Genomic DNA, 13373 nt, shown 5'->3' with positions numbered 1-13373 from the left:
GGGAGTAGAGCAGCGGTGACGGGGGCGTCTGGCTCGTGTACTTGCTGGGAAATTGCAACACGGCGTATTGGTGCGGGCCCGTGGGCTTGCCGGGTATCCCCTGCGCCACCCGGACAAAGTTTGGGGCATGCAGGAGCAGGTAAAAACGGTCATGAAAAAGACCAGGCCGCTACCAGGGGAAGCTTGGGAAAAGCCGAAAAGAAACCCTGAAGGTAAACCACGCCCCTACTACCAGTTTGCAAAAAAGGCCGAACTAGGGGCGCTTACGTGATCAGGAGCTTCAACTGGCCCTTCCGCATTATTGCAGCAGGCCCCGGCGCGTACCGGCGGGCTGACCATCAACGCGCAGGCAGAAAAAATACAGTCCGGGGCGCTGGCCGGCGCCGTTCCAGTGCAGGGTGTGGGGGCCGGCGCCCAGCCGGCCCGGGTTCACCAGGGCGACGAGCCGGCCCAGGGCGTCGGTGACAAGCAATTCGACCTGCGCGGCGCGGGGCAGCTCGAAGCGCAGCTGCGTCGCGTCCGCAAACGGGTTGGGCCAGAGGCCCACCTCCCCGGCCCGCGCTTGCTCGCGGCGGGTGCCGGTGACCACGCCCGTGGCGGCGGCCAGGGCGATGTCGCGGGCCGCCAAGCCGGCGCCAATGGGGCCCACCAGCGTGGCCGCGCCGGTGCCCAGGTTCACGGTGTAGAGCGCGGTCGCCGCCGAGGTGCCGGTGTTGGCCACCAGATAGGCCAGGTTCACGCCCGTCCCGGTGCTGTAGATGTCCAGGTCCACGGTCGGCGCGGTGGCGTTCACGCTCAGGCCCGAGGCGCCGACCGTGGTCTGGAGCCCGTCGACGAGGGGCGAAAACGAGATGCCCTGCGTGTTGAGCACGTTGCGCGCCTCGTCGTAGGCGTAGAGCGTGGTACCGGCGGCCGAGCCCGGAAAGCTGTTGCTGTGGGCGATGGCCCCCACGCTCGGCGGGGTGGCGCTGCTGGCGTAGAACGTCGTCGCATCGGTGGCGACTAAGGCCCCGGTGGCGGGGTCGAGGCGGTAGTTGTTGCGGTTGGCGCCCACCACCCGGATGCGGTCGGTCAGCGGGTTGAAGTCCATCCCGAGGCTGCCCGTGCCCAAGGTCAGGCGCACGGCGGGCCCCGCGGCGGTGGCCACGCCCGTCACGGCGTTGAGCGAATACACCTGCGCGTTGGCCACTCCGGCCGCGGCCGCGGCATTGTAGCCGAGCGCGTAGAGCACGTTGTTGAGCGGGCGCACGTCCAGGCCCGCGAGCGTTTGCGCCGCGTCCACGCCCGTAATGCCCACCGCGCGGCGGATGGTGCCGGGCAGGGCCGTGTCAAACTCGATCAGGTTGGCGCCCGCCAGCGCGTAGGCCAGCTGGCCCGTCACGGGCGCGGGCGCCGGGGTGGTGAGGGCAATGTCGACAACTTCCTCGGCCGTGTTGTTACCCAACGCCCCCAGGGCAGTGGTCGCGCCCGTGGCCAGGTTCACCGTGTACAGGGCGGAGGCGAAGGTGAACGTCGCGAGCGAAAACGTGGAAATGGACAGGTAGGCCACGTTAAGCCCGGTCGTGGGGTTAAAGTAAATGTCGAGGGCCGCCCCGCCGCCGGCGTTCACGCCCAGGGTGCCAACCGTGTTGAGCGTGCCGGCGTTGGGCGGGTTCTGGAGCACGAGGCGGTTGGCCGCTTGGTCGAGGTTGTAGAGCGTCGTAACCGGGTTGCCCACGTAAGAATTGGTGTAGGCCGAAGCCGTGACGCGGGGCGTGCGTCCGGCATTGGCGTCGGTGCTGGCGTAGGCCAGGGGGCCGTCAGTACCCGCCAGGCCGCCGGTATTTGGGTCCAGGCGAAGGTTGGCGCCGTTGCCGGCCGTCACGCGCAACCGGTCGGCCACGGGGTTGAAGTCGAAGCCAAAGAGGCTGCGGCTGGTGCCCAAGGCCAGGGTTTGGGCGCTGCCCACCGCCGTGAGAGCGCCCGTCGCCGGGTTGAGCGTGTAGAGCTGCCCTTGCTGGCTGCTGGGCACGTAGCCCAGGGCGTACAACTGCCCGGTGGCGGGCCGCACGTCGAGGCCCACCAGGTCCTGCCCGCTGCCCAGGCCCGTGATGGTCACGGTGGCCGAGAAGGCGCCGGGCACCGTGGGCCGGAACGTGGCCAGGCGGTAGGTGAAGGCCTGGCCGCCCAACAAGGCGTACCCGGTTTGGGCCGCCGCGGGAAGCGTGCTAGCGCCAGCCAGCAGGGCGGCCAGGGTTAGGGTGCGAATAGGTTTGTTAAAGGGGGTAGTGGTTGCGGGCATATAAGTTAAGAGAGCATGAAACGAAAAGGATTAAGCAGTTATGGGTATTGACCTAATGAATAACGCATGGTGCCATAACTGGCCGCCGGCCTGGCTTGACCCGTTTGGGTGAAGGTAAGGCAGCCGGGGTGACCAGGAACCGGAATGGCTGGACCGTAAGGCATGCCTCGAAGTACATCACTCATATCTTCGGCATTATTTATCCATGGGGAGGTGTGAGTGGATAGCGCCCGGGTTTTGCGTTGCCTGCAGGGGCGGTGGAGCAGCCGAAAAATTTAAAACAAGGTTGTCCTTCACGAGAGCAGCGCCACTGATGCAACGACCGTTCCCGGGCCCGTGCTCTGCTTTATCTTATGTACCTGGCCCATACGGCCGCGCAGGAACTCAGCGAAGGTTTCGAAGGGCCGCGGCGCGCCGCCGAATTCATGGCCCGCGCCCCCGGCCGGGCAAACGCTTCCGCTCTACCAAGTACTAAGCGGTGGGTCGGCTCGCAGGGCCGCGCCGTTGGCGCGGCCCGTCAAGTGGCCTGCTACCGGCTTACTCCACCACCAAGCGGGCCGGGCGCTGCTCCCCGGCCCGCACCACGTAGATGCCGCGGGCCAGGCTCCGCGGCAGCGCGAGCACGGCCGAGCCGGCGGCATCCGTCACAAACCCGGCCACCACCCGGCCCAGGGCATCGAGCACCTGCCCGGCCATGCGGGGAGCGGCCCCGGCCACGGTCACGGACCCGCCCGCCGTCGGGTTCGGGTAGAGCGTCAAAACAGCCCCTTTGCCCGACTCGACGCTTGGACGCGTTGCCAGAACAGTATTGTCGGTGACCACCCCCAACACGGCTACTTGCACCCCGCTGGCGGCGGGCAGGGTGGTGGTCCCGAAGGTGGCGGCGGGCCACGCCAATGCCCCGACGTAGAGGCGGTTGCCGCTCAGGGCCACGGCGTTGGCTTGGTCGGCCCGCTCGCCCCCGCCGGTCAGCAGCCACTCCCAGGCGGGCGCGGCGCCGGCGGCCGGGTCGGTGGCCCGGGCCAGGAACACGTCGCCGTTGAAGTTCGCGCCCCGCCCGGGGCTGGGCAGGGCGCCAAACTGCACGTCGGCTGCGCCGTTCGCGTCCCCCGCCACGGCCTGGTTGACGGTGTACCCGGTCACGTACACGCCCCCGTTGCCCACGGCCAGGCCCAGGGCCACGTCCGCGTACGACCCGCCGCCGGCCAGCGCCCAGTCCCAATCGGCGGGGGCCGCCGAGCCGGCGTCCGTGAGGCGGGCCACGAAGGCATCCGGTTCCGTGCTCCGGCCCGTGCCCGGCAGCGGGCGCGTGCCAAACTGCACGTCATTGCCGCCGTTGGCGTCGCCGGCCGCGGCGCGGTTGCTTACCTGCCCGGCCACGTAGAGTTGATTGCCGTTGATGGCCACGGCATGGGCCTGGTCGCTGGCGGTGCCCCCGGCCTGCAACGCCCAATCCCAGTCCGTGGGGGCCGTGGTTCCGGGGTCGGTAAGGCGCGCCACGAACACGTCCGTTCCGTTGAAGCCCCCGATGCCGGGCAGGGGGTGAGAGCCAAATTGCACGTCGTCGCGGCCGTTGGCGTCGCCGGCCGCGGGGGTGTTGGTTACCGAGCCCACCGCGTAGACGGCGGTGCCGCGCAGGGCCAGGGCCGCGACCAAGTCCTCGGACGTGCCCCCGCCCTGCACGGCCCAGTCCCAACTCGGGGCCGTGCCCGCATCCGTGATGCGGGCCAGGAAGACGTCGCGCAAGGCGGAGGGGCCGATGCCCGGCAGCGGGTGCGCCCCGAACTGGACGTTCTCGCGGCCGTTGGCGTCGCCGGCCACCGCCGCGTTGACGGCAGTGCCGGCCACGTACACGCTGTTGCCGCTCACGGCCAGCGCCGAGGTCTGGTCCAGCGAAGTGCCCCCGCCCTGCAGGGCCCAGTCCCAACTTGGCGCCGCGGCGGTCCCCGCATCGGTGAGCCGGGCCACGAAGGCGTCCGTGCCGTTGCCCGAGCCGATGCCCGGCAACGGGTGGGCCCCGAAGCGCACGTCGGCCGTGCCCCCTGCCGCTCCCGGCGCGGCGTTGTTATTAACCTTCCCGCCCACGTACAAGACCGGACCGCGCACGGCCAGGGCCAGGGCTTGGTCATCGGATCGGCCGCCGCCCCGCACCACCCAGGCCCAGGCGCCCGCGCCCCCCGGCTCCCAGCGCGCCACGAACACGTCCTCGCCGCCCTGGGTTGTCAATTCCCAGGGGCCAAAGCGCACCTGGCCGCTGAAGTACCCCGCCACGTAGACCTGGCCGCCGCTGCCCACGGCGGTGGCCGTCACGCTGGCCGAGCCGTTTTCGGTTCGCGCGGTGCGCACGCGCTGCCACGCCCCACTGCTGCCGTTATCGGTCACGCTAGCAATGGTCAAGGTCAAATAATTGCTGGCTATCGGGGACCCGTCGGCCGCGCCGTAGGTGGTATACGCGCTGCCTGCGCCGCCCACGTAGAGGTCCGTGGCCGTGGCCGTCACCGCGTTGGCCTGCCCGGACAAGACCCCGCTGTCGGACAAAGCCCAGTCCCAGTCCGAAGCCGTCGTGCCCTGGTCCGTGAGCCGGGCCACGAACGAGTCGTTGTTGGCCGCACTGCCGCTACCGGGAAATGTTGTCGCGCCAAAGCGCACGCCGCTCGCCCCATCGGGGCGGTTGAGAAAGGCGTAGTTGCGGGTGTAGCCAACCACGTACACGGCCGTGCCGCGCACGGCCACGCCATTGGCCTGCTCGTCGTAGAAGCCGCCCGCCTGCCGGACCCAGGCCCAGTCGGCGGGCGGCGCATTTCCCGGGTCGCGCAGGCAGGCGGCGAACACGTCAGCGCTGGGGCTGGTGCTGAGGCCGGGCAGCGGGTGGCTGCCAAACTGCACGTCGTACCCCCCGTTCGGATCGTTCACCCGGGTGTACCCCACGCTCGCCCCCACCACGTAGAGGTTGCCGCCGCTCACGGCCAGGGCCGTGGCCTCGTCGTCGTCCACGCCCCCGGCGGGCACGGCCCACGCCCAGGTTGGGGCGGGACCCGTATCGTTGAGGCGGGCCACCAGCACATCGGGGTTGAACGCGACCCCGGAGCCCGGCAGCGGCAAGCTGCCCAGCTGCACATCGGCCGTGCCGTTGGCGTCGCCGGCCTGGGCCCTGTTGGTGGTGTAGCCGGCCAGGTACACGGTGCTCCCGCTCACGGCCACCGCATTAATCTCGTCGGCGTCGGTGCCGCCCCCGGCCAGGGCCCAATCCCAGTCCGTGGGGGATGCGGCGTCGGTGATTCGGGCCACGAAGAGGTCATAGTTCAAGCTTGGGCCGGTGCCGGGCAAGGGGTGGGAGCCAAACTGCACGTCGCTGCGGCCGTTGGCGTCGCCGGCCACGGCGGCATTTTGCACGGCCCCGGCCACGTACAGGCGGTCGCCGCTCAGGGCCAGGCCGCGGGCCCGGTCCTCGTTGATCCCGCCGGCTTGCCGGACCCAGTCCCAATCCGTGGGGTTCCCCGTGTCGGTGAGGCGCGCGACGAACACGTCGCCGTTGGCGCTCGGGCCCGTGCCGGGCAGGGGGCGGGAGCCGAACTGCACGTTATTGCCCCCGTTGGCGTCGCCGGCCACGGCGTAGTTGTTCACGTTGCCGGTGAGGTAGATGCGGTTGCCGCTCACCACCAAGCCCGTGGCCTGGTCAATGCTGGTGCCGCCCGCCCCCAGGGCCCAGGCCCAGGCGCCGGTGCTCGGTTCCCAGCGCGCCACGAACGCGTCCTGGGTGGCGTCGGCCCGGACCACGATGGGACCAAACCCCACCTGTCCGCTCAAATAGCCGGCCACGTACACCTGCCCGGCCGGGCCGACGGCCGTGGCCAGGACGGTGGCCGACCCACGGATCGTGGTGGAGTTATTGGCCAGGGCCGCCTGCCAAGTGGGCGTTTGGGCGCGGGTGAGCAGGGGGAATAAGAAGCAGAGTAGAAGCGTAAAAAGACGAAGCATAGCAATAGATGGGGTGAGATAAGTTCGGCGCGCGGACGGCCCCGAGTAAAGGTAGAGCTTCTATATAGGAAACGTTTAGGGCTGGACCTATTGCTAGCGCGTTTGACCGGGCGCTTCACAGGAGCGTGCACCCCGTTAACGGGGCGCACGCTCCTGGGCCATTTCGGGAAGCAAAGCCCTGCCCCTATGCCCTCCTTCTCTTTTTACCGCAGCAGCTCCACCCAGCCCTTGACCGTGCGCTCCACCGGCTCGCAGTCCGTGGAATAGCGCCACAGGTAATAGTACACGCCCGCCGCGGCTTGCTCGCCCGTCCAGAACGCACCGTAGGTAGTCGAGGCGTATACACTTTTCCCCCAGCGGTCAAACACCTGCAGCTGGCTGGTGCGCGGGTACTGGAGCCGTAACTCGAACACGTCATTAACCCGGTCCCCGTTCGGGGTAAACACGTTGGGGATTTGCTGAACCTGCATGGGTTCGGCGCGGAATTCCGTCGGGGCCGAATAGGCTCTGCACGTTCCCTGACTCAGCTTTAGCTGGTACCAGCCGGGCTGGGCAGGCTGATGCGTGGGCTGGGTGGAGACCACTTGCCACGGCTGGGCGGTGGTGGCGCGGTGCTGCCACTCGTAGGTCGTATTGCTCGGAGTCTGGCTGCTTAGCCGCAGCACCCCGGTCGGCTCCCCGCAGCGCTGGGTGGGGAGGGCGTTCACCACTGGTTGCGGCAGCGGCGTGATCGTCATCGCCACCGAGTCGGCCGCGCGACAGGCGCCGGTGCCCCGCTCGTAGCGCAGCACGTAGCGGCCGGGGCCCGGGGGCGTAAACCGGCCCTGGTCCGTCACCCCCGGCCCGCGCCAGCGTCCGCCGGCCGGGGTGGCTTGTAAGCTAAACACGGTATCCGTGCGGCAAAAGGTGCTGGGCCGGCTGAGCACGCGCACCGGCACGGGCCGCACGACTAGGCTCAGCGTGTCTTGCCCGCCGCAGGGGCCCGGCACGCGGTAGGTCAGCAGGTGCCGGCCCGGACCGGCCAGGGCGGATTGAAACGTGCTGGTGACCCCGGCAATGCCCGCTCCGGACCATGCCCCGCCGGGTTGGCTGGCCACCAGAGCCATGGTCGTATCGCGGGCGCAGCTCAGGGGCACGCGCGCGGTGAGGATGCGCACGGGAGCGGGCCGTACCACCACGCTCAGCGTGTCCTGCGAGCCGCAAGCAGTGTTTAGGGAATAGGTGAGGACGTGGCGACCGGGGCCGGCGGTGGCCGACTGAAACGTGCCGGTTTGGGGGTTGGCAATGCCCGTTCCCGACCACAGGCCGCCGGGCAGGGTGGCCGTCAAGTTAAAGGCCGTGTCGCGGGCGCAGCTGAGCGGCGGCAGGGCCAGTCGCGTGATGCGCGGGGCGGCCTGGACCGTGATGGTTAGCGTGTCGCGGTACGTGCACGTGGGGCCAGCGCTCAGGGCATAGGCAATCCGGTGCGTGCCGAGCCCGGCCAGAGCCGGGGTGAATACCCCACTGTTGCTAACCCCGGGTCCCGACCACGTGCCGCCCGTGGCCGTGGCTTGCAGCGCCAGGGCGGGGTCGCTCGCACAGAAGGGCCCGGCCGGTAAGATGGCCGGCGCCCACTGTACGAACGCCTGCCCGGCGTTGAGTGCGCCGCCGGAGGTGCGGCCCGGGGCGCTAAGTATGAAATTGTTCGAGTGGGCGTCGACTGCAACCCAGGTGCCCAGCCCGTCGGCGATCAGCGGCTGGGGCGCGAAGTAGCGCCGCTCGAGCTGCCACGCGTTGTTCTGGCGCCCGTAGCGGTACACCACGCCCGTCAATTGGCGGTCAAACGGATTGCTCACCAGCAGCACGTGCTCGTTCATGGCCACGGTGTAGCCGTAGCGCCCCGGCGTGGCGTCCGGGTTGAACATCGTTTGCCGCAGCTGCCAGCGGCCGGCCGTGCGCTCGTAGAGCCGCACCCCCAGGTTGGAATCCGAGCCCACGGCGGCCCGCTGCCCGTGCAGGGCGATGCTAAATCCGGCCCGGCTCCCGTTGGGGTAGACCTCGACCTGGGCCTGGCTCCAGGCCCCGGCGGCCGAGCGGTGGTAGAAATACGCCGCCGACTGGCCGAAGCTAAAGGCATCCAAGGCGCCAATCACCAGGTTGTCGCCGTCGATGGCCACGCTGTAGCCAAAGTCGTAGCCGATGTTCGTGCCCGCCGGGGGCGTTAAGGTGGCCACGAGGGCGAATTGGGTGTTCGTTTGGCGGTAGACGTAGGCGGCGTAGTTCTGCGTGCCGCTGTACCCGCAGCCCACGACCAGGTCCGGGCCGCTCTTGGCCAGGGACCAGCCGAAACCGCCCGTGTAGCTCGCGTTGGGGTTGGGAATGAGAGCCGATTGCACCCAGACGCTGCCCTGGCGGGTGTAGGCGTACACGGCGCCGATGGCCGCCGAGCCGGGGCGGGTGTAGTTACTGGCCGACACCAGGACCGTGTTCTCGTCGATAAAGACGTGGCTGCCGAAGGAATCCGCCACGCGGTCGCCGATCAGGGTTTGCCGGAACACCCACACCCCGCCCGTGTACTCGTAGATGTGCGCCCGGCCGACGGTGGAGGCCGTCACGTCCCAGTTGGCCCCGACGATGGCGAAGCGCTCGCTTACGCTGGTACGGTTGGCGTACAGGCTGCGCGTGGCCGGCGCAGGGGCGTCGAGGGGGAACAGGTCCGGGCAGGTGTTTTGGGCTTGGGTAAAGAGGGGGAGGAAAAGGAGGAATAGGTAGAGGTTTCGGAGCATAGAGAACGGGGTAGAGTATTTGTTAATAGGCTGATATTATTGCGGTTATACTTTATAATTGCTCGGATTAATTCCTTTTGTGGTTTACGTTTGTCCCGTTCCAAATGGGAACGCCTCGGGGCAAAAAAGAGGGGCCGGCCGTTGGCGCGGCCGACCCCTCCCGAACTGAGGAAATGTTCATCAATTCATTACGTAACACAAATGTACTCCACCTACCCCTCTGGGCAAGCGGCCGTTGGCGCGGACGCTGCCCACGTAGCGGCCCTGCGCGCGCAGCTCACGGCCCTCACCTTTGGCAACCCCTTGCTCAGCGCGGCCGAGCAGCTGCGGGCCAACCATGCCATTCACGAATGCGAAGATGCGGACCGGCTCGCGCGCTGGCTGGTCAACACCCGGCGGGAGCTCGCCCGGCGGGCGGAGGCGCGAGAGGTTTGTTTTTCGGAACCTAGCCCCGTCTGCTACGCGACGGGGGCGCAAAAGCAGCTTCTGCTCCGCCTGTTGCAGCAGCCCCACATCGGCCGGGCGGAGCGGACCCGGGTGCTGCTGGGGCTTAACCGGCTCACCCGCGCGGGGGCTACCGTGCTGCGGCGGCAACTCTCCGCCCCGCCCGGGCTGGCGGGGGTGGTGGACCGGCGGGTAGCCGCGGGGTTTAGTCCGGGTTTATCGCTCACCTATGCGGACTTGGTTCGCGGTTAAGGGCTCTCGTATGTACAAGAAGCAACTGAAGCGGGTGAAGTATGCCCGGCGGGTGGTGCAGCGGCAGCAGGGGTTGCTGGCGGATCTGGAGCTGGAAGGGGTGGTTGGTCTTTCCTTACACACCCTGACGAGGAGTGTGACGATTGGGGTTGGCAAGGACGTTTCTTCCCATGCGGCGGCTGCGTGTCGGGAAGCGTTGCGGGAGCGGCTGCAGCAGCTCAAGGCGGAAAAGGAGCTGCTTTGCTTGGACTGGCGGGAGAGTCGGGAGTCTAGGGCTAGAGATAAGGTCTTGGTGCAGGCGGCAAAGCGGGCAGAGGCCCAGAAGGATGGGCCTATCCCCAACCCTGGCGAGCTGGATGCTAACGCTGGCTTGTCATGAACCGGGCGGCTTGGATTGCGCAGCAGCGCGGGCGGAAGGCCGTGCTGTATGTGGTGCGCGTGTACACGGCGGGTGAGGCGTTCTATAAGGTGGGCGTGACATACAACATCTCTGCCCGCTGGTCGCGCATCACAACCCTCTACCGATGGCGCACTTTGGCCCGGTACAGTTCGTGGGACGCAGGTTCGGTGTTTGATCTTGAGCAGCGTTTGCACCGCGGCTTTGCCCATCTTTCCTACACGCCTTCGTCTGCCTTTGCGGGCCACACGGAGTGCTACACCGATGCCGCGCCGATTCTGAAAGCCCTGCCGCGGGAGACGTTCTTTCTCAAGCTTGCCACAGACATCTAGCGGTTATGGGAAAGTTCTCAAACACCGCGGAGTTCATCGCGAAAGCAAAAGTGGTACACGGAAATGATAGGTTCCAGTATCACGCCGTGGAGTACCGTAGTGCCATCACAAACGTCACCATTCATTGCCCAGAACATGGTCCTTTTCAACAAACGCCCAATTCTCACTTGACCGGGAGTGGTTGTGCCCGCTGCTCCTGGGTCCGTGTCTCAAAAGCCAATACACATGACACGGCCTACTTCATTGCTAAAGCGAAAGAGGTCCACCTCGATAAGTATCGCTACGAGCAGGCCCACTACCGGCAAACTAAACATTTAATTACGATTACCTGCCCAATACACGGACCCTTTCAACAATATCCGATCAATCATCTAAAAGGGCACGGCTGCGCTAAATGCGGGGTTAAAGTAACATCTAGCAAAAAGTTGAAGGGTCTAGAATACTTTTTAACCCAAGCGAAGGCGCTTTTTGGAGCCCGGTACGATTACAGCAAGGTGCAGCTGTGTAAGCTCTCCGAACCCATTACCATAATCTGCCCCATACACGGTGACTTTCTAAAACTTCCAAATGCCCACCTGCGCGGACAAGGCTGCCAAAAGTGCTCCGCCCGCGTCCACCGTGCTGCCAGCCGCTCAGGGTGGATGGAAGTGCAAAAGGGGCGCACTGCTCTGCTGTACGTCATTGAAATACGCAATGAGCAGGAGCGGTTCTTTAAGGTGGGTATCACCTTCGACCTTCGTAAACGCTTTCACAGCACCCGCATGCCCTATGCATGGCGAGTGGTGGCACGCTTGGCGAGCGATGATGCGACATTTATTTACTCCTTCGAAAAGCACGTACACCGGCAGCTTGTAAAATTTCGCTATCGTCCAAAGGTGGCATTTGGCGGCCACATGGAGTGCTACGCATTACTGGGCCCCATTTTCAAGCTTTTACCTAAAGATGCAATGGTTGAAAGCGAATGGATTGAGAAGAAGGAAATGATTAGTTCTTCTTTCCAGCAACTCGACTTGGTCATGCCAACCTCGTCAAATTTTGTAGCCGAATAATCGGTTAAGGTGCTGTTGCGGTTTGCGCTCGGGCCGGTGCAACCGGTGGCCTGTACCTGGTACTAACCGGCAAGCAGGGTGGCATCGGGAAGGAGACCGGCCTGGCGGGCGGCGCTGTCGCGCCAGCCGGTACTGAGGTGCCAGCTAACTTAATTGAGGATGCCACGATCGCAGTGGTAGCTAAGGGCATACTGAGACCTGATGAGCAGGTAATTGGTGGGCTGGGCGGCGTCCGCCGTGGCGCCGCTGGGGTTGCCGAGGGTGAGGTGCTCAGGGAGGATTTGGGCTGAAGGCGCTAGGGTTACAGCTTCCTTTTGACAGGATGCGAGCAATAAGCTGGCGGCGAGCGTGACCAGATGTAGTGAAAGTGGTTTATTCTGCATCGTGGAATGGGAATATGCTGCAAAGGTCTGCCATTTTAGCCATTGAGCAGCTTTAGCACATGAACCCTCATTGAGGCTGTTTATGGCGCGGAATAGACCTCCGTTCAAAACGAGAGATTAGCGTATCAGCAAGCATTCTAAAAATTACAGGCCTGATTTACATAACTTTCGCCTTAGACCACACTTAAAATGTATCCTTTTTAGAATACTTTCGTTATGTTTGTAGTAGCCACATAATAGCCCGGTGGTTGAAGCCATCGGGCATAGGCTTGCTGAGGTCTAGCACAGCAAAAGATGCTAGTATGTATTTAACCCTCATACGGATTTCAACCTATGAAAAGTAAGAAGTTGCAAGAAGGTCGTTATGGTTAGCTGAGCTAATTTCTAACGCATCCATCAATCACCCAATCCATAAATCCTATGCACAATGACAAAGCAAATTTTTAAACACCCCCTACTTTATGAACACCCGAACACCTCCAGAGGTCAAAGTATTGACGCTCGTTCACCAGTTTATCGAAATGTTGCCACCGGTAGACAAGGCTGAGATTTTAAGTGAGCTTGCTCTCGTTGAGAAAGTTCACATTCCAGGCACAAACTTTCAAATGGTCCCTACAGAACCTCATCTGTGGGCGCTTATCATCTCGGCGAATGGGCGCAATTGGTGCCTACTAGCATATTGGGATGCACAGCAAGCTGGTTCATCGTTCGTCTGCACGCACGTTTTTGCAAGAGGCAGCGGCTCTATCCCGGAAATCGAGATTGGCCGGGCGCTACGGTTTTACCAGCGGTACAAAAGTCAGGGGGGCGCTTGAGCCCCCCTACTTACCCTTTTCCCATCTAAAAATCTAAAACGAACCCATTTCAACAATGGCCAAAAAACCCGTTCAAGGCAGACCACTTGACGGAGAGCCAGAGCTCGCTGACCTCGGTAGCACGCTCCAGGATACCACAGATTCCCTAATCGGTGCCCCCGGCACTCCGCAGCGCAACGAGTACGAGGACTTACTCCAGCGCAAAATTGTCAGTGCCAAGCTGCGCGAATACCGCAAGCTGCATGACTTGACCCAAGAAGAATTGGGCGAACGCCTTGGCGTTCTGAAAAATCAAATTGCCAAGTTGGAACGTGATTCCAGCAACATTCGGCTTGGTACCCTATTCAAAGTATTTCGAGCATTAGGTGTCGGAGTAAAACTGCAGTTTGAAGCTCCGCCTATACCCCCGTCAAAATTGGCAAAGTTGGCGGTTTTCGCGCTACTCTTCTTCTCTACTTATTCAAATCCAAGCCCCGCTGCCGCAGCTGGGCTTGTTTGCTTTTTGGTATAGGGGAAAGCTGGGGTAAAACTTCAGCAAGAGGCTGACGGAGCAGCTGATGTTGCAGCTTACTCAGTAACTGGTTGGGTAAAACATCACCGTTCAGCCTTTGAATCAGATGAGCGATTAGGAGCCGAAGACTTTTTTCCTCAACTAAAGATGCAAGTTTTGGGAGGCC

At 64.4% G+C, this 13373-nt stretch carries 9 protein-coding genes; 6 read left to right on the top strand and 3 right to left on the bottom strand.

Translation table 11 applies throughout. From position 1 onward, the window contains the following. Positions 1–298: 298 nt before the first annotated feature. From BMZ66_RS12500 to BMZ66_RS12490, 3 genes are all read right to left on the bottom strand, one after another. Positions 299–2281 (bottom strand): DUF4394 domain-containing protein, encoded by a 1983-nt coding sequence (locus BMZ66_RS12500; protein ID WP_092673543.1) that lies wholly within the window; start codon positions 2279–2281, stop codon positions 299–301. 537 nt (positions 2282–2818) lie between these two features. Continuing rightward, positions 2819–6259 carry an NHL repeat-containing protein gene (locus BMZ66_RS12495; RefSeq protein ID WP_092673540.1) on the bottom strand — a complete coding sequence of 1147 codons (3441 nt, stop codon included), beginning with the start codon at positions 6257–6259 and terminating at the stop codon, positions 2819–2821. A 203-nt stretch (positions 6260–6462) separates the two neighbouring features. Next, complete coding sequence (locus tag BMZ66_RS12490) at positions 6463–9024, bottom strand: T9SS type B sorting domain-containing protein (RefSeq protein ID WP_092673537.1); 2562 nt, start codon at positions 9022–9024, stop codon at positions 6463–6465. Positions 9025–9225: 201 nt separating this feature from the next. Between BMZ66_RS12490 and BMZ66_RS12485 the strand changes: the two genes are divergently transcribed. The 6 genes from BMZ66_RS12485 to BMZ66_RS12455 all read left to right on the top strand — a co-directional run bounded on the left by BMZ66_RS12485 (position 9226) and on the right by BMZ66_RS12455 (position 13207). Continuing rightward, positions 9226–9720, top strand: coding sequence for a hypothetical protein (locus tag BMZ66_RS12485; RefSeq protein WP_092673534.1), 495 nt, complete (start codon positions 9226–9228; stop codon positions 9718–9720). A 10-nt stretch (positions 9721–9730) separates the two neighbouring features. Beyond that, a complete protein-coding gene (locus BMZ66_RS12480; RefSeq protein WP_143080183.1) occupies positions 9731–10099 on the top strand; it encodes a hypothetical protein in 369 nt (122 codons plus the stop codon). Continuing rightward, positions 10096–10449, top strand: a complete 354-nt coding sequence (locus tag BMZ66_RS12475) for a GIY-YIG nuclease family protein (RefSeq protein ID WP_092673528.1) — start codon at positions 10096–10098, stop codon at positions 10447–10449. Before BMZ66_RS12480 ends, BMZ66_RS12475 begins: the two co-directional genes overlap by 4 nt. Positions 10450–10454: 5 nt before the next feature. Then, positions 10455–11498 (top strand): GIY-YIG nuclease family protein, encoded by a 1044-nt coding sequence (locus BMZ66_RS12470; protein ID WP_092673525.1) that lies wholly within the window; start codon positions 10455–10457, stop codon positions 11496–11498. Between the two features lie 844 nt (positions 11499–12342). Continuing rightward, on the top strand, positions 12343–12696 hold the full coding sequence (locus tag BMZ66_RS12460; RefSeq protein WP_092673518.1) for a hypothetical protein: 354 nt from the start codon (positions 12343–12345) through the stop codon (positions 12694–12696). 55 nt (positions 12697–12751) lie between these two features. Then, positions 12752–13207 (top strand): helix-turn-helix transcriptional regulator, encoded by a 456-nt coding sequence (locus BMZ66_RS12455; RefSeq protein WP_092673515.1) that lies wholly within the window; start codon positions 12752–12754, stop codon positions 13205–13207. The last annotated feature ends 166 nt before the right edge of the window (positions 13208–13373 follow it).

Source organism: Hymenobacter arizonensis (genome assembly GCF_900115775.1).
GTDB classification, from domain to species: domain Bacteria; phylum Bacteroidota; class Bacteroidia; order Cytophagales; family Hymenobacteraceae; genus Hymenobacter; species Hymenobacter arizonensis.
The sequence above is the reverse complement of the archived record's forward strand: the minus strand, read 5'-3'. Positions and strand labels throughout refer to the sequence as shown.